At 63.0% G+C, this 20,200-nt stretch carries 20 protein-coding genes; 9 read left to right on the plus strand and 11 right to left on the minus strand.

Annotated features, from left to right (window positions below; all coding sequences use genetic code 11):
- Positions 1 to 780 precede the first annotated feature (780 nt).
- Positions 781 to 1,236 carry a dUTP diphosphatase gene (dut, locus tag UF78_RS02065; protein WP_045160389.1) on the minus strand — a complete coding sequence of 152 codons (456 nt, stop codon included), beginning with the start codon at positions 1,234 to 1,236 and terminating at the stop codon, positions 781 to 783.
- A 6-nt stretch (positions 1,237 to 1,242) separates the two neighbouring features.
- On the minus strand, positions 1,243 to 2,451 hold the full coding sequence (coaBC, locus tag UF78_RS02070) for a bifunctional phosphopantothenoylcysteine decarboxylase/phosphopantothenate--cysteine ligase CoaBC (protein WP_045160390.1): 1,209 nt from the start codon (positions 2,449 to 2,451) through the stop codon (positions 1,243 to 1,245).
- Between the two features lie 120 nt (positions 2,452 to 2,571).
- Here coaBC and radC point away from each other — a divergent pair, with 120 nt between their 5' ends.
- A complete protein-coding gene (radC, locus tag UF78_RS02075; RefSeq protein ID WP_045160391.1) occupies positions 2,572 to 3,246 on the plus strand; it encodes a RadC family protein in 675 nt (224 codons plus the stop codon).
- Between the two features lie 10 nt (positions 3,247 to 3,256).
- On the opposite strand, the gene UF78_RS02080 is transcribed toward radC, so the two are convergent.
- Both UF78_RS02080 and UF78_RS02085 read right to left on the minus strand, forming a co-directional pair.
- Positions 3,257 to 4,600 (minus strand): hypothetical protein, encoded by a 1,344-nt coding sequence (locus tag UF78_RS02080; RefSeq protein WP_045160392.1) that lies wholly within the window; start codon positions 4,598 to 4,600, stop codon positions 3,257 to 3,259.
- On the minus strand, positions 4,601 to 5,047 hold the full coding sequence (locus tag UF78_RS02085) for a PaaI family thioesterase (protein WP_045160393.1): 447 nt from the start codon (positions 5,045 to 5,047) through the stop codon (positions 4,601 to 4,603).
- Between the two features lie 140 nt (positions 5,048 to 5,187).
- On the opposite strand from UF78_RS02085, the gene UF78_RS02090 reads away from it, so the two are divergent.
- From UF78_RS02090 to UF78_RS02100, 3 genes are all read left to right on the plus strand, one after another.
- Positions 5,188 to 6,705, plus strand: a complete 1,518-nt coding sequence (locus tag UF78_RS02090) for a 3-hydroxyacyl-CoA dehydrogenase (RefSeq protein WP_045160394.1) — start codon at positions 5,188 to 5,190, stop codon at positions 6,703 to 6,705.
- 211 nt (positions 6,706 to 6,916) lie between these two features.
- Positions 6,917 to 8,485 carry a methyl-accepting chemotaxis protein gene (locus UF78_RS02095; RefSeq protein ID WP_045160395.1) on the plus strand — a complete coding sequence of 523 codons (1,569 nt, stop codon included), beginning with the start codon at positions 6,917 to 6,919 and terminating at the stop codon, positions 8,483 to 8,485.
- Between the two features lie 120 nt (positions 8,486 to 8,605).
- A complete protein-coding gene (locus UF78_RS02100; protein ID WP_045160396.1) occupies positions 8,606 to 9,130 on the plus strand; it encodes a DUF962 domain-containing protein in 525 nt (174 codons plus the stop codon).
- Between the two features lie 4 nt (positions 9,131 to 9,134).
- Here UF78_RS02100 and UF78_RS02105 read toward each other — a convergent pair whose 3' ends face one another.
- The 4 genes from UF78_RS02105 to UF78_RS02120 all read right to left on the minus strand — a co-directional run bounded on the left by UF78_RS02105 (position 9,135) and on the right by UF78_RS02120 (position 13,549).
- The gene (locus tag UF78_RS02105) at positions 9,135 to 9,881 is read right to left on the minus strand and encodes a hypothetical protein (protein WP_052679269.1); all 747 of its coding nucleotides are present in this window, start codon (positions 9,879 to 9,881) and stop codon (positions 9,135 to 9,137) included.
- A gap of 176 nt (positions 9,882 to 10,057) precedes the next feature.
- A complete protein-coding gene (locus UF78_RS02110) occupies positions 10,058 to 11,608 on the minus strand; it encodes a phospholipase D family protein (protein WP_045160398.1) in 1,551 nt (516 codons plus the stop codon).
- A gap of 61 nt (positions 11,609 to 11,669) precedes the next feature.
- Positions 11,670 to 12,977 (minus strand): NAD(P)/FAD-dependent oxidoreductase, encoded by a 1,308-nt coding sequence (locus UF78_RS02115; protein WP_045160399.1) that lies wholly within the window; start codon positions 12,975 to 12,977, stop codon positions 11,670 to 11,672.
- 83 nt (positions 12,978 to 13,060) lie between these two features.
- A complete protein-coding gene (locus UF78_RS02120; protein WP_025240144.1) occupies positions 13,061 to 13,549 on the minus strand; it encodes an Lrp/AsnC ligand binding domain-containing protein in 489 nt (162 codons plus the stop codon).
- 148 nt (positions 13,550 to 13,697) lie between these two features.
- On the opposite strand from UF78_RS02120, the gene dadA reads away from it, so the two are divergent.
- The 5 genes from dadA (at position 13,698) to UF78_RS02145 (ending at position 17,216) form a co-directional block, all read left to right on the plus strand.
- A complete protein-coding gene (dadA, locus tag UF78_RS02125; RefSeq protein ID WP_045160400.1) occupies positions 13,698 to 14,996 on the plus strand; it encodes a D-amino acid dehydrogenase in 1,299 nt (432 codons plus the stop codon).
- Entirely contained in the window at positions 14,971 to 15,327 is a 357-nt protein-coding gene (locus UF78_RS02130) for a RidA family protein (RefSeq protein ID WP_045160401.1), read from the plus strand. The genes dadA and UF78_RS02130 overlap by 26 nt, the downstream gene beginning before the upstream one ends.
- Before the next feature lie 108 nt (positions 15,328 to 15,435).
- The gene (locus tag UF78_RS02135) at positions 15,436 to 15,984 is read left to right on the plus strand and encodes a cupin domain-containing protein (RefSeq protein WP_045160402.1); all 549 of its coding nucleotides are present in this window, start codon (positions 15,436 to 15,438) and stop codon (positions 15,982 to 15,984) included.
- 146 nt (positions 15,985 to 16,130) lie between these two features.
- The gene (locus UF78_RS02140; RefSeq protein WP_045160403.1) at positions 16,131 to 16,553 is read left to right on the plus strand and encodes a c-type cytochrome; all 423 of its coding nucleotides are present in this window, start codon (positions 16,131 to 16,133) and stop codon (positions 16,551 to 16,553) included.
- 144 nt (positions 16,554 to 16,697) lie between these two features.
- Complete coding sequence (locus UF78_RS02145; RefSeq protein ID WP_045160404.1) at positions 16,698 to 17,216, plus strand: cupin domain-containing protein; 519 nt, start codon at positions 16,698 to 16,700, stop codon at positions 17,214 to 17,216.
- A 10-nt stretch (positions 17,217 to 17,226) separates the two neighbouring features.
- Here UF78_RS02145 and xpt read toward each other — a convergent pair whose 3' ends face one another.
- From xpt to UF78_RS02160, 3 genes are all read right to left on the minus strand, one after another.
- Positions 17,227 to 17,799, minus strand: a complete 573-nt coding sequence (gene xpt, locus UF78_RS02150; protein ID WP_045160405.1) for a xanthine phosphoribosyltransferase — start codon at positions 17,797 to 17,799, stop codon at positions 17,227 to 17,229.
- Positions 17,800 to 17,989: 190 nt separating this feature from the next.
- Positions 17,990 to 18,580: a 3-keto-disaccharide hydrolase gene (locus tag UF78_RS02155; protein WP_045160406.1), complete on the minus strand. Its 591-nt coding sequence runs from the start codon at positions 18,578 to 18,580 to the stop codon at positions 17,990 to 17,992.
- Positions 18,581 to 20,200 carry an alpha-amylase family protein gene (locus tag UF78_RS02160; protein WP_045160407.1) on the minus strand — a complete coding sequence of 540 codons (1,620 nt, stop codon included), beginning with the start codon at positions 20,198 to 20,200 and terminating at the stop codon, positions 18,581 to 18,583.

Below are 20,200 nucleotides of genomic sequence, written 5' to 3' on the forward strand. Positions count from 1 at the left end.
ATTGGCCGAAGGCAGGCTGATAGCCTCGCTTTCCAGGCCCGCACCGCCGCGTTGGGCGAGCAGTTGCGCGGGGCTGTTGCTGAATTGCTGAACCAGCCGCAGTTGGCCGGCGTTGGCGGGCAGCTTCGGCAGCGTAGCCAGGAAACGATCCAGGCTGGTCACCAGCAGCAAAGTGCCTTCGGCCGGCTGTTGCGGGTTCGAGCGCAGTGCTACGGCGCTGTACAGCAACCATTGTTTACCGACCCGGAACGCCTCGGGCGGCGGTGGGGTACCGTTTTCCGCCCGTTGCAGCAGGTCGAGTGCGGCGAAGTTCAGAGGGGCCTGACGCCCCGTATTCTGTTGGGCCCGGCCGCGCAGGTTGATATGTGCATCGACCACGCCGTCGCGATAGCTCAGTTCACGCTCGGCCGCCCGCACCCGTTCGGGTTGTTCGCTGCGCAGGGCCTCGAGCAATTGAGGGTCCCGAGCCGCCGCCTGGGTGTCCTCTGCAAGCTGCTGCAGCGCCTGCTCGACCGCCGAAGCTTGGCTCTGGCCCCAGGCCTGGACCAGCTCGGACGCATGTTCTTTCTGGCTGGATTGATAAGCGATCCAGAGCAGCACGCCAGCGACGACGAGTCCCAGCAAGCCGGGTAGCACGCCAGGTAGCAGCGTCCCCAGACCGGCGCTACGGCGACGTTGTGATGATGTGGTTTCGGCGGGGTTGAATACACCGGCGTCCCTGGCGGTGCGCTTGAAGAGTTTCATGGAGCTCCTCGATCGTCCTGAAAAAGCGAATCTGAATCAGTGGCTACCAGAGTGGCCGAAGCCGCCAGCGCCACGGTCACTGCTGTCAAACTCGTTGACCAGTTCGAACTGTGCCTGGATCACCGGCACCAATATCAGCTGCGCGATGCGCTCGCCTACTGCGATGTTGAAGGGCGTCTGGCCGCGGTTCCAGCAGGACACCATCAGCTCTCCCTGGTAGTCCGAATCGATCAACCCGACCAGATTGCCGAGCACGATCCCATGCTTGTGCCCAAGCCCCGAACGCGGCAATACCAGCGCTGCCAGGTTCGGATCGGCGATATGAATCGACAGGCCGGTGGGAATCAGCAGGGTCTGGCCCGGCTCGAGCATGGTGTCGTTTTGCAGCATGGCGCGCAGATCGAGCCCTGCGGAGCCGCTGGTGGCGTATTCAGGCAGGGGAAAATCCCGGCCGAGGCGTGGATCGAGGATTTTCGCTTGGAGTTTGTGCATGGTCGGTCAGGCCTGGTGGAAGCGGTCGGCGATAAAGGCAATCAGTTGACGGGCAATATGCCCCTTGCTGGCCTGGCTGAAGCGGGTTTCGTGCTGCTGACGGTCGATGACCGTCACGGCGTTTTCTTCGCTGTTGAAGCCGATGCTGGGGTTGGCCACGTCGTTGGCTACGATGAGATCCAAGTTCTTGTCACGCAGTTTCCGGGTGGCGTACTCCAGTAGATTCTCGGTTTCAGCGGCGAAGCCGACGCTGAACGGGCGGTCTTCGCGGCCGGCCAGCGTGGCGAGAATATCGGGATTGCGGACCATCTGCAGGAGTAAGCCGTCACCTTTGCTGGGGTCTTTCTTCAACTTGTGCGGTGCGATCACTTCCGGGCGGTAATCGGCGACGGCGGCCGCGGCGACGAACAGGTCACAGGGCATGGCTGCTTCGCAGGCGGTAAGCATGTCGCGAGCGCTGACCACGTCGACGCGTTGTACGCGGTCGGGCGTCGGCAGGAACACCGGGCCGGCTACCAGCGTTACCCGGGCGCCGGCTTCGGCGGCGGCTTCGGCCAGGGCGAAGCCCATCTTGCCGGAGCTGTGATTGGTGATGTAGCGCACCGGGTCGATATTTTCCTGAGTCGGCCCGGCGGTGATCAGCAGATGCAGCCCGGTCAACAGGCTGCGCTCGAAGCAGTCGGCAGCAGCCTGGGCCAGATCGTCCGCTTCCAGCATGCGGCCCATGCCGACGTCGCCGCAGGCCTGGCTGCCAGACGCGGGACCAAACAGGCGTATGCCCCTCTGCTGCAGCAAAACGCGGTTGGCCTGGGTCGCCGGGTCAGCCCACATTGCCTGGTTCATTGCCGGGGCCAGGGCGATGGGCGCATTGGTGGCCAGCACCAACGTCGTCAGCAGATCGTTGGCAACGCCCTGCGCCAGGCGCGCCATCAGATCGGCCGTGGTGGGTGCGATCAGCACCAGGTCCGCCCAGCGTGCCAGCTCGATATGGCCCATGGCGGCTTCAGCGGCCGGATCGAGTAGGTCCAGATGGACCGGGTGGCCGGAAAGGGCCTGGAGTGTCAGCGGGGTGATGAATTCGCGACCGCCGCTGGTCATCACGACGCGGACTTCGGCGCCCTGGTCGCGGAGCCGGCGAACCAGCTCGGCACTCTTGTAAGCAGCGATGCCGCCGCCGACGCCCAGGACGATGCGTTTACGATAAAGCCGCTGCATAGGCCTGCCTTGTTACGGGTGAGAACTGGTTCCGGCAGGGGCCGGGTACCGTGAATAAAAGGCCGCTAAGATAGCACAGCGCCCTCAGCGGACGAGGGCCACGCTCGACAAGGAGGTGACATGAGCATTCGTGATTGGCCTGCGGCGGAACGACCGCGGGAAAAACTCCTCCAGCAGGGTGCGATGGCCCTGTCGGATGCGGAGCTGCTGGCCATTTTTCTACGCACCGGCGTGGCTGGCAAAAGCGCGGTGGATCTGGCGAGGCATCTGCTCAGTGAGTTCGGCAGTCTGCGGGCGCTGCTCGAAAGCGATCTCGAGCAGTTCAGTGGTCACCTGGGCTTGGGCCCGGCCAAATTCGCTCAACTGCAGGCGGTGCTGGAAATGGCCCGACGGCATCTGGCCGAGCGTATTCGCCGCGACTCTGCACTGGAAAGTCCACAGGCGGTGCGTGACTACCTCAAGGCGCGGTTGCGGCACGAGCCGCATGAGCTGTTCGCCTGCCTGTTCCTCGATTCGAAGCACCGGGTGTTGGCCTTCGAAGTGCTGTTTCACGGCACCATCGACGGGGCCAGCGTCTACCCGCGGCAGGTGGTCAAGCGGGCGCTGGCGCAGAATGCGGCGGCGGTCATTCTGACCCACAATCACCCCTCGGGTGTCGCTGAGCCGAGCCAGGCCGATCGGCAACTGACCCGTAAACTGACCGATGCGCTGGCGCTGGTCGACGTGCGAGTGCTCGATCACTTCATCGTCGGCGATGACGAGCCATTGTCCATGGCCGAATACGGCTGGATGTGAGGCCCGATGCTCACGCCAGCAGCGGTATCAACAGTAGCGGGAGCAGAACCCTGAGCACGAAACGGCCGTTCCAACCGACAGCGATGCGCCAGGGCGACAGCTGGGCGTGACGTGCCAGCAGCAAGGCTGAGGGGCCGTATGGCGAGAGCAGCATCGCCAGGGAAAAGCCGAACAGCAGCGCTACCGCCGGTTGCATCACCGCCAGGCCCTGGCTCGCCAGCTGCGCCAGCAGGGCCGCACACAGATTCAGCGAAATCAGCGGGGCGACACCGAGCAACGCCAGCGCCATCACCGCCAGTGCACCGAAGGTCCCCAGTGCGAACAGCGCCAACGGTGTACTGCCGAGCTGGTCTGCCAGATGATGCACCGGCAGAACCGCCGCGACGAGGCCGGCGAGCAAGGCCGCGCTGGCGAAAATGAAAGTCTCGTTGCGCATGCCGATGAGTGTTTCGCTGACCTCGCTGAACACTTGCCGCGGCGCGATCCCTTGCCAGAACAGGATCACGATCACCGCCATCGGCACCAGCAGCATGGCGGCCTGGGTGGCGGACAGCCAGGTCAGCGCTGCGAGCAGGGCGATTAGTAGGATGCCAATCAGGCTGCCAAAGAGCAGCCCGCGCAAGCTGCCACTGGCCTGGCGTGAGTCCGCCCCGGGCTCGACGGGCGGCTGGTCGGTCAGTTGTAGCAGGCGACGGTTTTCGGTTGGCCAGCCGAACAGCAGTAGAAGCAGGCCGCCGAGCAGGCCGAACGGTAGCAAGGTGCTCCAGCTCAGACCGGGAAGTTCGCGGGTCAGAATCGCCACCGCGACGCTGGTGGGTGCCAGCAACGGGACCAGGGCGAACCCGCGTAGCGCGGTGACCATAACGCCGCGGCGGCCTTCGCGACGTTGGCTGTCGCTATACGGGCGGCGCTCGAGGTGGCGCTCCAGTGATCCGCAAATTAGGTTGAGCATGCCAAAGCTGAGCACCGAGCTGATTGGGAAGGTGCTCATCAGGTAGCCAGGATAGAGCCACGCGCGCGGCCCTGACAGCAGCAGGCGATGCAGCTCGCTGAGCTGTTTCAGGCGCTTGACCAAGCAGTGCATCAAGCCCAGTGCGCCGATGAAGGCTGCGTAATACGCCGCCGACGACAACAGACGCGCGCCCTGTTGCCAGTTCGCCTCGTCAGACAGCAGCCAGTAACCGAGCACGGCCAAAGTGACCATCCCGAGCCGCCGCGGATAGGGCATCAGCGAACGCCAATGGCGGACAAAGAACAGTACCAGCAAGGTGCCGCTGATGACGCTCAGCGGCTGTAGTTGGGTGAGCAATGCCAGGAGCTCGAACAGCAGCGCCAGTGGCAATAGCACGGTCATCTAGGCAGGCAGCTCGCGCCGTCGGGCGCCACGCTTGAATACACCTTCGCCGAAGGCAATCAGCCGGTCCCCTTCATCCAGCAGGTCGCAGCTGGCCATGAATACCTTCTGCCCGGCGGAGCGGCACCGGGCGACGGCTCTGATCCGGCTACCCGCAGCGGCGGGTGCGCTGAAGTTGATGTTCATCGACAGGGTCAATGCGACTCGGCGTTCCGTCGGGTCCGCCTCCCAGGTGCCGCATAAGCCCATGGCGACATCTATCAGAGTCGCCATGACGCCGCCGTGCATGTTGCTGGCATTGTTCAGGTGCCGCGGCAGTAGATCCAGTGCGAGGGTGGCATGCTGTGGTCCATAGGCCAGCAGCTCGCAGCCGACATCTTGAAAGAATCCGGTCACGGAAGCATGGACCTGCTGCAACTGTGCGGGTGAATAGTCGGAAGTGGGCATGGCGATTGGTCACGGATGGCTTGCTAAGCAGACTGGCAGTCTTTAGGCTCTTGGTCAATAAAAGGCGGAATGTCATTTCGCACTGCGGAATGCGAGGGTCGGTTCAGGTAGGCGCAACGCCATCCATTGAGGAGGTTCGCATGTTTTCTCGTATTGGCATCATCGGCGCCGGCGCCATGGGGCGCGGCATCGCGCAATTATTCGCCAGCGCCGGCCAGCAGGTCTGGCTGTACGACAGTCGCCCCGAAGCCATCGAGCAAGCCCTGCAATTCAACCGTGAACTGCTCGAACGCAGTGTCGCCAAGGGCCGCTTGAGTGCCGATGAGTTGACTGCGATTCTGGCGCGCATGCAGCCGGCTCATCAACTGGCCGAGCTATCCGCCTGCGATTTGCTGATCGAAGCCATCGTCGAGAATCTCGAGGCCAAACAGAGTCTGTTCGTTGAGCTCGAAGGGCTGGTCGCTGATGAAGCCGTGCTCGCGACCAATACCTCGTCCCTCTCGGTGACCCGCATCGCCAGTGCCTGCTCCCGTCCCGAGCGGGTGGCGGGCTACCATTTCTTTAACCCAGTGACGTTGATGAAACTGGTCGAAGTGGTCCGTGGCGAGCGCACCGATCCGGGCGTGATCGACCGTCTGGTGCAATTGGCCGAGCACGCCGGACACTTTCCCGCCATCACCCCGGACACGCCCGGTTTTCTGGTCAACCATGCCGGCCGTGCTTATGGCACCGAGGCCCAGCGGATCCTCAGCGAGGGGATCGCCACGCCGGAGCAGATCGACCGCATCCTCCGCGATGGCCCCGGCTTTCGCATGGGGCCGTTCGAGCTGTTCGACCTGACTGGCCTGGACATCTCCCATGCGGTGATGGAGTCGGTGCACGACCAGTTCTACTACGATCCGCGCTATACGCCGTCCTACCTCGCCGCGCAGCGGGTGGCAGGAGGCTTGCTCGGTCGCAAGACCGGTCAGGGTTTCTACCGTTACGAGGATGGCCAGCAGATCCGCCCGCCGGAGCCTCGCTTCGAGACGGTCACCATCGATCGGCCGTTCTGGCTCGACAGCATCGAGCCCGAAGTACGCAATTATCTCGGCTCGATACTGCAGCAGGCCGGTGCGCTGCTTGAAGAGGGCGCCGAACCGTCGAGCCAAGCGATCTGTCTGATCACCCCACTGGGTGAGGATGCCAGCAACTGCATCGAGCGCCTGGCGCTGCCGGCGGTGCGCACCATCGCCCTGGACCTGTTCAGTGACCTCGACAAGCGTCGCGTGCTGATGCGCCAGCCCGCGCTGGATCCAGCGCTTGAGGCCCAGGCGCGCCAGGCGTTGGGAGCCGATGGGGTGCCGGTCGAGGTGATCAACGATTCTCCAGGCTTCGTCAGCCAGAGAATCGTCGCCAGCATCGTCAACCTTGGCTGTGAGATCGCACAAAAGGGCATTGCCTCGCCAGAAACCCTCGACCGCGCCGTGACGCTTGCGCTCGGCTATCCGAAGGGCCCGCTGGGGTTCGCCGATTATTACAACCCCGCTCGAATTCTCAACATTCTGGAAGGCATGCAAGCCTGCTACGGCCACGAGCCTCGCTATCGCCCCAGCCCCTGGCTGCGGCGACGGGTGCAGCTCGGGCTGCCGCTGACGGCGCCGGATGCGTCGCGCTGAGGCGAAGCGAGCCTGGTATCAGCAGCGTCAGCGCGATTGAAGATTGGCGGTATACGGCCGTTAACCCGGTAAACCCGGCCTTCCGGGCGATAAAAACGCTTGCACATCGTTTTTATCGCCCGGTAAAAGCCGTTTGCCACCAAGGAACAATGTTCATGGGTGGCAGAGGTGGTACAACACCTTTTTATCGGATGAAAACAAGAGGCCACCGATGCGCCCTTCCTTCCGCCTTCACCCCAAGGCCTGCCTGCTGCACGCAGCCGCCTTGCTGGGGCTGTTGTTATTTCATGACTGGATGGGACTGCCGTTCTATCTGACGGTGATCTCGATCATGCTGCTCGCTCTGTGGCCCTGGCTAGGTCCATGGCGTGCCGGTAGCAACGCCCCCGCTTCGGTCGATACCGGCCTGCAGAGCTCCACCGCGCTGAGCAAGAGCCTTTCTCGTCATACCTGTCACAACGCACTATCGGCCGCGCAAGTATCGTTTAGCGCCGAGCAGTTGGCCGCGCGCCTGCAGTCGCAGCTGACAGCGATCAGTGAGGTTGCCAATGGCGCAGAAGCGATGACTGCGACCGAGCAGGGCAGTGCCTCCCGGGCCCGCCAGGCGCTGGAAGCCGCGGAAGCCGTCCGCCGTAGCAGCGACAGCGGGCGCGCCGAGCTGCAGCATGCAATCGAGCGTATGCAGGCGCTCCGCGCGCAGACCCAAGCCAGTCGTGAACTGCTCGACGGGCTCTCGGCGCGCACTGAAGAAATACGACGAATCACCGATGTGATCCAGTCCATCGCCAGCCAGACCAACCTGCTTGCGCTCAACGCCGCGATCGAGGCTGCGCGTGCCGGAGAGGCTGGACGCGGCTTTGCGGTGGTAGCCGACGAGGTGCGCAACCTCGCTGGGCGTACCAGCAGTGCCACCGACGAAGTCGGGCGGATGGTCAGCGATATCCGTGAACAGAGCGGGGCGGTGGTGAGCCACATCCAGAAACAGGCGAGCGAACTCGACGAAGCCGCGGCGCAGATCGCCGGTACCGGGACCCAGCTCAGCGGTATCGCTGACCTGGCCGGCAATGTCGAAACGCAGGTGGCGGAAATCACCTCCGGCACGGCCAATAACCATGAGCGGCTCGCACAGCTGTTCGTGGCGCTGGACCAACTGCGCGGAGACGCGCTGGAGAGCGAAGCTCAGACTCGCCAGCTGGAACAGGCGGCAGAAGCTCTCGTCGGTCAGGCAGAAGCCGTCAGCGAGCAGCTCGCCGAAGTGCAGCTCGATGACTATCACCAGAGCATCTTTGACCTGGCGCGTGAAGGCGCAGCCGCCATCGGTGCGCGTTTCGAGGCTGATCTGCAAGCCGGACGGCTCACGCTCGATGACCTTTTCGATCGCAATTACCAGGCGCAGCCGGGGACCAATCCGGTTCGCTACAGCACCCGCTTCGACCGCTATGCCGACGAAGTCCTGCCGGCGATTCAGGAGCCACTGCTCGAGCGTAACGATGCGCTGGTCTATGCCATCGCGACTACACCGGACGGCTACGTACCGACCCACAACCGCGCCTTCAGTCAGCCCCTGGTTGGCGACCCGGAGATCGATAAGGTCAAGAGTCGCAGCAAGCGGCTGTTCAATGACCGCACCGGTGGGCGCTGCGGCAGCCACCAGCGCAAGGTGCTACTGCAGACCTACAGCCGCGACACCGGTGAGCTGATGCATGACCTGTCGGTGCCGATCATGGTGGGCAACCGTCATTGGGGTGGCCTGCGATTGGGCTACCGCCCCGAGCCCTAGCGGGTTAATGGTGTGTTGGCACAAGCGCCTTGGCCTTTGGCAGCCATCTACCATAGGCGGCCCCCCTACAGATCGACAGGCTGGCTAAGCTTGCAGCACAAGGCCTTCCGGAGCGCACCCATGAAAACCCTGACTGATCACCTGGCGCAGTACGCCGCTTATCACCGTGATCCGCGCAATCTGCTCACGCATTTCATCGGCATCCCGATGATCGTGCTGGCCGTCGCGGTCCTGCTGTCGCGACCCGGCGTAGAGGTTTCCGGGCTTTGGTTGAGTCCGGTTGCTGCGGTTGCAGTGGGCGCCACCTTGTTCTATCTGCGGTTGGACTTACGCTTCGGCGTACTCATGGGGGCCCTGCTATTACTTTGCGTCTGGATCGGCGCGCAGCTGGCGCAGGCGTCGACGACGCTTTGGCTGAGCGCGGGGATCGGGTTGTTCGTGGTGGGTTGGATCTTCCAGTTCGTCGGGCATTACTTCGAAGGGCGCAAGCCGGCGTTCGTCGATGATCTGAGCGGGTTGATCATCGGGCCATTGTTCGTCGCGGCTGAACTGGGTTTCATGCTCGGCCTGCGTGAGCCGCTGCGTCAGGCCATCGAGGCCCGGGTCGGGCCGGTACGGCTGCGCCAGCGTCCGATCGACGCCTGAACGTTTAATCCGGCGCGAGCGCCATCCACTGATCGCTGAGGCTGCGGGCATGGCGATCAACCATGATCGGCGCAAAGGCCCGGCCCGAGGCCGTGTTGAAACTGTTGTTGCCACTGTTCATGTCTTCGAGCGCCACCTTGAGAAAATCCCAGCGGGTCTTCAGCTTGGCGATAGCCGGATTCGACTGGCCGTCCAAGGCGGCGAGCTGCTTGTCGATCGAAGGCACCAGGAGCCGTTCATCCTGGCCGAGGTAAGTGTCCGGTTGCTCCCGGGCGGTTTCGAAGGAGCCGACGTAGGCACGGCTCAGGTACTGAACGGTCAGGTATTCCACCTTGGCGGGCAGTTCGGCGCGGACATCGGCGCCCTGCTGGCTGCGCACCGCCGTCAGGAAGTCGCGCAGCGCCTTGCTCATGTGCAACGGCCAGCCCCAGGGCACATCGTCTTCTTCGTAACCGAAGCCTGCTCCCTCGCGCAGTGTGGCCTGCAAGGCCTGATGCAGTTCGCGCAGTTCGTTGCTGGCGCCGGGGAAGTTGTCTACGGTGTCGGCCAGCGCCTTGAGGTCGCTTTCCATGCGGGCCAGGTGTGCTTTCTGAAAGCCTTCGCCGCGGTAGAGAAGGAGGCTGCTGGTGGCTCGGTTGGCATGAATCTGCATGCTTTCCAGCGCGGTGAACGTCTGCGCCTGCGCAGAGTTGAGCAGTGCTGGGAACCAGCTCGCCAGTACAACCGCCATCCATATCCATCTGCGATGCATGTCGCGCTCCTTTTTTATTCTTATAGAAGCAATGTGCCGTACTCGGCATCGGTACGGCAGCCTATCCAGCTGAAGGCATCTTGGTATCACTCGAAGGGGTGAAATCAAGCGGAGCGGCCATTTGGCCGGCAATCTTGGCCGGATCGCCATGAAACGCTGCGATGTGCCGCTGTCGCCTAGAGCATTCGCTCCAGCCCGATAAGCTGGCTGAACCAGGCATTGATCCGCCGCCAGGTGCCGCCGGGCTCATTCAGCAACACCTTGCGTCGCTCGTTGTCTTCGGCAATCCAGGCCAGTCGCTTGCGGCCGTCAACCTCGACCAGCCGCACTTCGTAGCTCACGGTGGGCGAGGTGCCTTCGAGGGTCAGCCGCTGTACCTCGCTGGCCAGCTCGCGACTTTTGATCAGGACGCCGACTTCGGTATTCCAGAGAATCGAACGAGGATCGAAATTCAACGAGCCGAGGAAGACTTCCTGCCGGTCGAACACCGCGGCCTTGCTGTGCAAGCTCGACTCCGACTCGCCGCCCAGGTTGTACGAGGCCTCTTGATCGGGTTGCCGGCGCAGCTCGAACAACCGCACCCCCGCCTCGAGCAGTGGGCGACGATAGGGCGCATAACCGCCATGGACCAGAGGCACGTCAGTCGCTTCCAGAGAATTGGTCAGGATGCGGATTGCTACACCACTCTCGGCCTGGCGACTGAGGTAGTCCACGCCGTCCTCCGTGGGGACGAAATAAGCGGAAATCAGCGTCATCTCGCGGGTTACGGCTTCCATGCTCGGGCGCAGGCGAGCGGTCAACAGCAGGTGCTCATCGGGAATCCCGCTGGCGTTGATCTTATCCGGGTGATCCCACATCGCCTCTCCGGGCGCCCAGATCAGATCCTGCAACCACTGCGTGGACGCCGGTCCCTCCAGATCGGCCATCAGATGATAGTAGCGTCGCGGGTCCTTCTGCCGCTCGGCGTCGAGATAGCGTGTGATCTGCCGACGGGCCTCATCCAATGCCTCGGTACGAGGCGGGCTGCGCAGAAAGTGCTGAATAGGGATGCTAAGCGGATGGTTCCAGTATTGGTCGAAGCTAATCGCCAGCTGCCGGGCAACCGGTCCGGCACCGAGCAGGTCGATGTCGGTGAAGTTCAGGCCTTTGTCGGCATCGAAATATTCGTCGCCGAGGTTGCGACCACCGACGATGGCGAGGCTGCTGTCGGCCAGCATTAACTTGTTGTGCATGCGTCGGTGCTGTTGCGAGAGGTGCAGCAGCCGCCCGAGGGAGCGGGTGATGAAGTTGCTGCGGCCGAGATGCAACGGGTTGAATACGCGGATAAGGATGTTCGGATGCGCCGCCAGGGTTGCGATCTGGTAATCGCTGCCATCGCTGGCGGTGTCATCGAGGAGCAGACGGACCCTGACGCCGCGGTCGGCAGCCTCGAGCAATTCATCGATCAGCGCCCGGGTGCTGAGGCCGTCGTGAACGATGTAGTACTGCACGTCAAGGCTGGTCTCGGCCGCCCGAATCATCCTCACCCGCGCCGCGAACGCTTCGGCACTGGTCGGCAGCAGGCGGAAGCCAGAATGCCCGACCGGCTGGCGCGCGGCCAGCGAATCGACTTGTCGGGTCAGTTCAGAATCCTGACTCGACAGTGCATAGGACGGGGGTGCGGGCACAATCTGCCCGGCGCAGCCAGCCAGCAACAGCATTGCCACAAGCACCAAATGTATGCGCAAGGTCCGCTCCTTTTCGTTGTTGTCGGTCCTTGGCAATTGGACGCCAGCGCAACGGCGAAATTCAGAACTGGTCCTTGAGCCGGTACCACAGCATGCCCAGCGCCAGCAGGGGTGAGCGCAGCCGCTGACCGCCCGGGAAGGTCGGGTGCGGTACGCCGGCGAACAGATCGAAACGGCCCTGGGCCTGGCCGCTGATGGCCTCGGCGAGCAATCGGCCGGCCAGGTGGGTGGCGTTCAATCCATGGCCGGAATAGGCCTGGGCGTAATAGACGTTGGGGTGATCCGACAGCCGTCCGATCTGCGGCAACCGGTTCGCACCGATGCCGATCATGCCGCCCCATTGGTAATCGATGCGGGCGTCCCGCAACTGCGGGAACACCTCGAGCATCTTCGGCTGCATGTAGGCGGTGATGTCTTTCGGATCGCGACCGGAATAGTGGCAGGCACCGCCGAATAGCAGGCGACCGTCGGCCGAGAGACGGAAGTAATCGAGCGCCACCCGCTGATCGCAGACCGCCATGTTCTGCGGCAGCAATTCGCGCCTTAACGTCTCGGGCAACGGCTCGGTGGCGATGATATAGCTGCCGGCGGGCAGCACTTTGCCTGCCAATGTCGGGTTGAGGTTGCCCAGATAGGCATTGCAGGCCAGCACCAACTGTCCCGCGCGGACACTGCCCTGTGCGGTATGCGCGCGCACCGTGGGACCGTATTCGATGCGCTCTACCGCCGAGCCTTCGAACAGTCGCACGCCCAGCGATTGCGCCGCGGCCGCTTCACCCAGCGCCAGATTGAGCGGATGCAGATGCCCAGAGCCCATGTCGACCAGTCCGCCGAGATAGCGATCGGAGCCGATCACTTGGTGTATTTCGGTCCGAGGAACCAGGCGCAGCGAATGCTGATAGCCGAGGCGTTCGAGATCGGCATGCTCTGCCTTGAAACCTTCGACATGCCGTGGCTTGGTCGCCAGATCGCAATAACCCCAGGTCAGGTCGCAGTCGATGGCGTAGCGCTCGATGCGTTGGCGAACGATGTCGACGGCTTCGAAACCCATGCGTTTGAGCGCGTCTACGCCATCGGCTCCCAGCACCGGTTGGAACTGCTCCACATCGTGGCCAACGCCGCGGATCAGCTGGCCTCCGTTGCGGCCGCTAGCCCCCCAGCCGATCCGATGCGCTTCCAGCAGGACCACCGAAAGGCCGCGCTCGGCCAGTTCAATGGCCGTATTGAGGCCGCTGAAGCCCCCGCCGACGATGCAGACGTCCGCCTCCTGCTCGCCCTGCAGCGGGGCGAAGTCGAGCGCGCGATTGGCGCTGGCAGCGTAATAGGACGGGGCGTGTTGCAGCGCCTGGACGATCGTGTGCCGGGTCATGATGGTCGAGCCTTGGACTGGGTGCCTGGCCCGAAGGGTAGACCGGGGCGTGACCTCGAGGCAAAGCTGCGGACTCGCTGTCGTCAATCCGGTACCGGCAGTTCGAGTGACTCCTTCACCTCTTCCATGACGATGTAGCTTTTCGATTCGCGGACATGCGGCAGCTTGAGCAGGATGTCGCCCAGCAGTTTTCGATACGACGCCATTTCCGAGATGCGTGCCTTGATCAGGTAATCGAAGTCGCCCGATACCAGATGGCATTCGAGCACGTGCGGCAACTTGAGCACGGCGCGGCGGAACTCTTCGAAGATATCCCCGGATTTGTAGGCCAGGCTGATCTCGACGAATACCAGTAGCCCGCCCTTGAGGTGCTGCGGGTTCAGTCGCGCGGTGTATCCCATGATGATGCCCTCGCGCTCCAGGCGGCGCACGCGCTCGGTGCAGGGCGTTGTGGACAGGCCGATGCGCTCGCCAAGCTCGGTGAAGGGCATACGTCCTTCGGCTTGTAGCAGGCGCAGGATCTGGCGGTCGAGTTTGTCCAATTCTCGGCGGGTCTGATGCTTGGTGCGCATAGGCGTATCGCCTCCAAATAAGGCTTTTCTGGCGTGAATAAATCGCAAAGATAGCGTTTTATATGGTGAATACCACTATGTTGCGCTTTTTATACTCCGCATTAATAGTGACTCGAACAGTCCGGTCGAGGCCGGGCGGGAGGCGGCGATGCGTGTTCTGGTGATGGGTGGCGGCGTAATTGGCACTACCAGTGCCTATTATCTGGCGCGTGCGGGGTTTGAAGTGGTGGTTGTCGACCGCCAGCCCGCCGTGGCGATGGAGACCAGCTTCGCCAACGCCGGCCAAGTGTCGCCTGGCTATGCCTCGCCCTGGGCTGCACCGGGTGTGCCGCTGAAGGCCATGAAATGGTTGATGCAGCGCCATGCACCGCTGGCCATCAAGCTTACCGGTGATATCCAGCAGTACCTGTGGATGGCGCAGATGCTGCGCAATTGCACGGCGGCGCGCTACGCGGTGAACAAGGAGCGCATGGTACGGCTGTCCGAATACAGCCGTGATTGCCTCGACGAGCTGCGTGCCGAAACCGGTATCGACTACGAAGGCCGGCAGTGCGGCACCACCCAACTGTTCCGCACCCAGGCCCAGCTGGATAACGCGGCCAAGGACATCGCCGTCCTGAAAGCATCGGGCGTGCCCTACGAGCTGCTCGATCGGGCCGGCATCGCCCGGGTCGAGCCTGCCCTGGCGCGTGTGGCGGACAAGCTCAGCGGCGCGCTGCGTCTCCCCAACGATCAGACCGGCGACTGCCAGCTGTTTACAACCAGGCTGGCGGGGATGGCGCGCGAGCTGGGCGTGGAGTTCCGCTTCAACCAGGACATTCAACGTCTGGAATACTCAGGCGACCGCCTCGACGGTGTCTGGATCGACGGCAGGCTGGAAAAGGCTGATCGCTACGTGTTGGCGCTGGGCAGCTACAGCCCGCAGATGCTCAAGCCATTGGGCATTCATGCGCCGGTTTATCCGCTCAAGGGCTACTCGCTTACCGTACCGATCAGCGATCCGGCCATGGCGCCGGTGTCGACGGTGCTCGATGAAACCTACAAAGTCGCCATTACCCGCTTCGATCAGCGGATCCGCGTCGGTGGCATGGCCGAAATCGCCGGCCATGACCTGTCGCTGAACCCGCGCCGGCGCGAAACCCTGGAGATGGTAGTCGGTGACCTGTTCCCGCTGGGCGGCAATCCGGGCAGCGCTGAGCTCTGGACCGGTTTGCGCCCGGCGACCCCGGACGGCACGCCGATCATTGGCGCCACCGCCTATCGCAACCTGTATTTGAACACCGGACACGGTACCCTTGGCTGGACCATGGCCTGTGGTTCCGGGCGCGTGCTCGCCGACTTGCTGGCGAAAAAACGCACCCAGATCAGTACCGATGGCCTGGATATCTCTCGTTACGGCACGACCAAGGAGTCCCGCAAGCATGCCCATACAGCGCCTGCACACTAATTCACGCATGAGTCAGATCGTCATCAACCGCGGAACCGTCTATCTGGCCGGACAGGTGGGTGAAGACATGAGCGCGGGCATCGAACAGCAGACCCGCGAGACGCTCGATAACATCGAGCGGCTGCTGCGCCAGGCCGGTACCGACAAGCAGCACATCCTATCGGTGACCATCTATCTCAAGGACATCGAAGCCGATTTCGCCGGCATGAACGCCGTATGGGACACCTGGTTGCCCGACGGGGTGGCGCCGGCCCGCGCTACCGTCGAAGCCAAGTTGTGCGAGCCGGAGATTCTGGTCGAGCTTTCGGTGGTCGCCGCGCTGCCGGAATAAGTGGTCTGGATCTAACCCGTCAGCATTTCGTCCTGGTGTGTTGAAAATACTGAACGCCCTCGCCATCATAGCGCCTCTGTTTATCGCGCTTGATTGGGGGCTCCCGTATTGGACGTCGGCGTTCGACTGCAAACCATCCGCAAACTCAAGGGCCTGTCCCAGCGTGAACTCGCCAAACGTGCAGGCGTCACCAACAGCACGATTTCGATGATCGAGAAGAACAGCGTCAGCCCTTCGATCAGCTCCCTGAAAAAGGTCTTGAGCGGCATTCCGATGTCGCTGGTCGAGTTCTTCTCGCCCGATTTCGAGCAGGAAAGTGACACCCAGGTGGTCTACAAAGCGGGCGAGCTGATCGATATTTCCGACGGCGCGGTAAGCATGAGATTGGTGGGCAAGGCCCATCCAGGACGTGCCATCGCCTTTCTAGCCGAGACCTATCCGCCCGGTTCGGATACCGGAACGGACATGCTTTCACACCAGGGCGAAGAGGCGGGGATGCTGGTCGAGGGTCGTCTGGAACTGACCGTGAACGGCCAGGTATATGTGCTGGAAAGTGGTGACAGCTACTACTTCGAAAGCAGCAAGCCTCATCGTTTTCGGAACCCGTTCGAGGCGCCCGCCAAGCTGATCAGCGCCACGACACCGGCCAATTTCTGAGCCTCGGCGGACGTTTCGCTGCGGCAAAGCGTCGCTGAGGGTGGCTGGGTCGTTCGTATTGTTTCGGCCAGCATGGCTTGCCGTTATACTGACCGCCGCTCGCGATACCGTGGCCGCGGGCGTGTCTAGCCACATGAGGGTATAAGGTGAACCTGATTAAGAAGATCCTGGTAGCACAGACTGCCGTAGTGGCCCTGTGGGCAGTGAGCGCTCAGGCTGCGACCAACGACGACATCGCCGAGCGACTCAAGCCGGTGGGCGAAGTATGTATTCAAGGTGAAGAGTGCGCGGCTGCTGGTGCCGCTACAGCTGCCGCTGGCGGCGGAGCTCGCAGCGGTGAAGACGTGGTCGGCAAGTTCTGTACCGCCTGCCATGGCACCGGTCTACTGAACTCGCCGAAAGTGGGCGACACGGCCGCCTGGCAGGCGCGCGCTGACAAGGAAGGCGGTCTCGATGGCCTGCTGGCAAAGGCCATCAGCGGTATCAACGCCATGCCGCCGAAAGGCACCTGTGGCGACTGCTCGGATGACGAGCTGAAGGCCGCCATCCAGCATATGTCCGGCCTGTAAGCGTCAGCCGGTCAGCAAGCAAAGCCGCCTTCGGGCGGCTTTGTCGTTTCCAGAGGGGAGAAAAACTACGGGGCGCCGGGTCGAATCTTGAAACCCGATCCTGGGCTACGGCGACATCGGTCCAGGCAAGCTGATGAGGTGCCCATGACCAGTTCCGCCCCGCAACCCGAGCAGTTGCGCTTTTCCAGTGACGGCCGCACCCCCAACAGTCCGCATCCGGTACTGATATACCGCCAGCTGCCGTTGGCCGGTGGTGATTATGCCGACGCGTTCGAGAATCTGTTCGGCAGTCACCTATGGCCGGCTCAGTGGCGTGCTGGCGTTTACGACTATCACCACTTTCATTCCACCGCGCATGAGGTGCTCGGCGTTTCACGCGGTTCGGCGCGGCTGATGCTTGGCGGCGAGCAGGGCCAGGAAGTGGCCGTGCAGGCGGGAGATGCGCTGGTGTTGCCAGCAGGCACCGGCCATTGCCAGCTCAGCGCCAGTGACGATTTCGAGGTGGTGGGCGGCTATCCGGTGGAACAACAATACGATCTGCTGCGTCCGGACGAAGCCAGCCATGACGAGGCGCAGGCACGCGCGCTAAAGGTCGGCGTGCCGGTGAGCGATCCGATTGCCGGCACCCAGGGCGCGCTGGTCGATCTATGGCGCAAGGAGTAGCGTGGGGCGCTTACTCGACGAACACCACCTGGCCATCGCTGAGCGCGGCGACGCGGGCCAGCGACTCGACGCGAAATCCCGCTTCTTCCAGTTCCTGGCGGCCCGCCTGGAACGACTTCTCGATGACGATCCCCAGTCCGGCGATGCTGGCGCCGGCCTGTTGGATGATCGAGATCAGGCCCTTGGCGGCTTTGCCGTTGGCCAGGAAGTCATCGATGATCAGTACCCGATCGGCGCTGGACAGGTGATTGGTGGAGATCGCGATGGTGCTTTCGACCTGCTTGGTGAACGAGTACACCGAGGCGGTCAACAGGTGGTCGGTCAGTGTCAGCGACTGGTGTTTGCGGGCGAAGATCACCGGCACGCCGAGTTCCAGGCCCGCCATGATTGCCGGGGCGATACCGGACGCTTCGATGGTGACGATCTTGGTGATGCCCTCGTCGCGGAACCGCCGGGCGAATTCCTGGCCGATCTGCTGCATGAGCACGGGATCGATCTGGTGGTTCAGGAAGGCATCGACCTTGAGTACACGGTCGGAGAGTACGATGCCTTCATTGCGGATCTTCTGTTTCAGCTGTTCCACGAACGCGCTACCTCAAGCGTGGGCGGCCCGGGGCCGCTGACGATTCGCCGTCCCGAAAACCGACTGGGCGCTGCGCCATGATGGCGAGCGCCCAGCCCGTTTCGATCCTGCATCCATTCGCCCGCGTTTCCCGCAGCCTGGAAAGCCGCGCATTCTCGCTCAAATCCGTGCCGCGGTCCAAGTGGGTCGTTCAGTCAGGCGTTTCGATCGACAAGCGGCGAAAGCGCGCGGCCTCGCCGTGGTGCTGCAGCACGATATGGCCTTCAACTGCCTGGGCGAAGCGTGGAAAGGCGGCGAATTTGCTGCGGGCGATGCCGGCGTGCAGTGCTGGATCGTCGAGTCGAAAGCGGACCACGCAACGGCCACGCAACCAGTGCTCGACCACAGCGCCACGGACGATCAACGCCGCCTCAATGAATTCGCCAGGCTCCAGCGATGTTTCCGGCTCGGCCGCCAGCAACCCGTACAGCGCGCCGTTGCGCGTGGTGGGTTCATTGCCGTCGGCATGGCCGGCATCGTCGAGCAGCTGCATCTCTGGGCCGCTGTGCCAGCTGAGCTCGACCGCTTCCTCGACCCGGTAGAGCACGCCGGAATTCCCGGCGATGGGCAGGGCGAATTCGAAGCGCAAGGCGAAGTCCCTATAGCGCTGCAGAGACACCAGATCGACCCTCGGGGCACCGGCGATGGCCTGCAATTCATCGTCACTGCGCCGCCAGCTACCCGAAGGGAACGCGTCGGCATGCCAACCGCGCCACTGCTCGGCATCAAGCGTCCGTTTCATCTAGCCGAACAACTGCTGTTTGCGGCGCAGCCAGCGATAGCCATAGCCGGTCAGGCGTATCCGCAGCGGATGGCCCTGGGGTTGTTCGTAGTCGCTGTCGGCCAAGACATCGACCATGTCCTGCAGGTCCTCCTCGACGATTTCGACTTCCACCTCCTGATCCGCCAGGTTCACCAGCATCAGCACGGTCGAGTCGTTGTCATGGCGTATGGCGAAGACCGACGGGCAATGGGTCTCGACGGGGCGATGCTGGCCGCCGCCGATCTCGCGCAGACCGATACGGGTGCGAATCATGGTGCCGGTTCTGGATAACAGAGAGTCGTCGCGCAGGGTCTGGGCGTAGACGTTTCTCTGTTCGTAACCGAACTCATCTCCGTCAATCAGCGGAGCGGCAAGCTGCGGGGCCTCCGCGCAGGAGAACCCGGCATTGGGCTCGTTGGACCATTGCATCGGTGTGCGTACCGCCAGGCGCTCGGGTCGCGACAGATCGTCCCCCATGCCGATCTCTTCGCCATAACGAATGATCGGCGTGCCGGGTAATGCGAAGAGCAGGGCATGGGCCATGGCGATGCGCCGTTCATTGCCGTCGAGCATCGGCGCCAGGCGTCGGCGTATGCCGCGGTTGTAGGCACGCATGTCGGGATCGGGGGCGAAGGCTTGCATGACTTCCTCGCGCTCCTCATCAGTCAGCCGCTCCAGATCCAGTTCGTCATGGTTGCGCATCCAGATGGCGTACTGCGCGCGCTCGGGCGGTTCCGGCTGGCGCTCCAGTGCCTGATGCAGAGGCGCTGCCTCGCTGCGTGCAAGCGAAAGGAAGAAATGGTTGTTGGCCCAGAAGTTCAGCAACAGGGTCAGCCGATCGCCTTCACCGAAATAGCCGCGGTACTCTTCCGGTTCCACGTCGACCTCGCCCAGCAACACCGCTTCCGGACGGCGCAGGGTGACGAAGTCGCGCATGTGCTCGAGCAGCCAGTAGCCGTCCTCGCTGTCGCCGTGGCCGGCCTGTTCGATCAGGTGCGAGGCGGCGTCGACACGGAATCCCGACACCCCCAGGCGCAGCCAGAAGGCGATGATCCGCTCGATCTCCTTGATCACCTTCGGGTTGCCCAGGTTCAGGTCCGGCTCATGGTTGTAGAACAGGTGGCGGTAGTACTGCCCGGCGTTTTCGTCCCAGGTCCAGACGCTTTTTTCCACCGTGGGAAAGATCGGCTCGATGCTGTCATCTGGCTCGTCCGCCCAGATGTAATAGTCCCGATAGGGCGACTGCGGGTCGCGGCGCGCCTCCTGAAACCAGCGGTGCTCGATCGAGGTGTGTTGCACCACCAGTTCGATCATCACGTGCAGGCCCAGCTCCTCGGCCTTCTCCAGCAGATAGACGACGTCAGCGAGATCACCGAAACGTGGGTCGACCTGCAAGTGATCGCTGACATCGTAACCGGCGTCGCGGAACGGCGATTGGTAGAACGGCATGAGCCAGATGGCCGTGGCGCCCAGACCGCGGACGTAATCCAAGCGCTCGGTGATGCCGCGCAGGTCGCCGCAGCCGTCGCCGTTGACGTCGAGGAACAGTGATGGATCGATCTGATAGATCACCGCGTTGCGATACCAGAGTGGGCGCAT

Origin of the sequence: Stutzerimonas stutzeri, assembly GCF_000952685.1 — a bacterium.
Lineage (GTDB): Bacteria > Pseudomonadota > Gammaproteobacteria > Pseudomonadales > Pseudomonadaceae > Stutzerimonas > Stutzerimonas stutzeri_E.

Excerpts from the sequence above, each read along its gene's own strand:
- dut (WP_045160389.1), bottom strand. The coding sequence starts at position 1,236 with ATGCACAAACTCCAAGCGAAAATCCTCGATCCACGCCTCGGCCGGGAT.
- coaBC (WP_045160390.1), bottom strand. The coding sequence starts at position 2,451 with ATGCAGCGGCTTTATCGTAAACGCATCGTCCTGGGCGTCGGCGGCGGC.
- radC (WP_045160391.1), top strand. The coding sequence starts at position 2,572 with ATGAGCATTCGTGATTGGCCTGCGGCGGAACGACCGCGGGAAAAACTC.
- UF78_RS02080 (WP_045160392.1), bottom strand. The coding sequence starts at position 4,600 with ATGACCGTGCTATTGCCACTGGCGCTGCTGTTCGAGCTCCTGGCATTG.
- UF78_RS02085 (WP_045160393.1), bottom strand. The coding sequence starts at position 5,047 with ATGCCCACTTCCGACTATTCACCCGCACAGTTGCAGCAGGTCCATGCT.
- UF78_RS02090 (WP_045160394.1), top strand. The coding sequence starts at position 5,188 with ATGTTTTCTCGTATTGGCATCATCGGCGCCGGCGCCATGGGGCGCGGC.
- UF78_RS02095 (WP_045160395.1), top strand. The coding sequence starts at position 6,917 with ATGCGCCCTTCCTTCCGCCTTCACCCCAAGGCCTGCCTGCTGCACGCA.
- UF78_RS02100 (WP_045160396.1), top strand. The coding sequence starts at position 8,606 with ATGAAAACCCTGACTGATCACCTGGCGCAGTACGCCGCTTATCACCGT.
- UF78_RS02105 (WP_052679269.1), bottom strand. The coding sequence starts at position 9,881 with ATGCATCGCAGATGGATATGGATGGCGGTTGTACTGGCGAGCTGGTTC.
- UF78_RS02115 (WP_045160399.1), bottom strand. The coding sequence starts at position 12,977 with ATGACCCGGCACACGATCGTCCAGGCGCTGCAACACGCCCCGTCCTAT.
- UF78_RS02120 (WP_025240144.1), bottom strand. The coding sequence starts at position 13,549 with ATGCGCACCAAGCATCAGACCCGCCGAGAATTGGACAAACTCGACCGC.
- dadA (WP_045160400.1), top strand. The coding sequence starts at position 13,698 with ATGCGTGTTCTGGTGATGGGTGGCGGCGTAATTGGCACTACCAGTGCC.
- UF78_RS02130 (WP_045160401.1), top strand. The coding sequence starts at position 14,971 with ATGCCCATACAGCGCCTGCACACTAATTCACGCATGAGTCAGATCGTC.
- UF78_RS02145 (WP_045160404.1), top strand. The coding sequence starts at position 16,698 with ATGACCAGTTCCGCCCCGCAACCCGAGCAGTTGCGCTTTTCCAGTGAC.
- UF78_RS02155 (WP_045160406.1), bottom strand. The coding sequence starts at position 18,580 with ATGAAACGGACGCTTGATGCCGAGCAGTGGCGCGGTTGGCATGCCGAC.
- UF78_RS02160 (WP_045160407.1), bottom strand. The coding sequence starts at position 20,200 with ATGCGCCCACTCTGGTATCGCAACGCGGTGATCTATCAGATCGATCCA.